The 480-nt window shown below is 69.2% G+C and carries 1 pseudogene; it reads right to left on the reverse strand.

The features are described 5' to 3' along the window. Positions 1 to 480: pseudogene (locus FEK34_RS29830) on the reverse strand (RHS repeat domain-containing protein); the annotation flags it as partial.

Consider the following 480-nt stretch of genomic DNA (forward strand, 5'->3'; position numbering starts at 1 on the left):
CCAGGTGTAGTGGGTCATCGCGCCGTCGGGTTCGGTACGGGCGGTGAGCAGGTCGAAGGCGCCGTAGGTGTAGCGGGTGATGCCGCCATTGCGGTCGACGTGGGCGATCAGGTTGAGCTCGCCGTCCCACACCCAGGACTCGCCGATATCGTCGCCGTCGAGGCGGCGCAGCAGTTTTCCTTCGCCCGACCAGATGTAGCGGACGGTCGCCCCGAGGGGATCGGTGACAGTGGTGGGGCGGCCGAAGTGGTCGCGGTCGATGGTGGTGACCCCGCCGTGCGGGTCGGTGACCCGGACCGGGAGTCCGGCGGCGTCGACGTCGATCGTCGTGACCGCACCCGTGGGTTCGGTGACCGAGGCGATGGCGCCGCAGGCGTGGTGGGTGTATTCGGTGCGGTTGCTGGCGGGGTCGATGACGGCGGTGAGGTTGCCGTCGGCGTCCCATTCCTGACGGTGGACGGTGCCGTCGACGTTGAGGAT

The sequence above is a fragment of the Nocardia cyriacigeorgica genome (assembly GCF_005863245.1).
GTDB lineage: Bacteria > Actinomycetota > Actinomycetes > Mycobacteriales > Mycobacteriaceae > Nocardia > Nocardia cyriacigeorgica_C.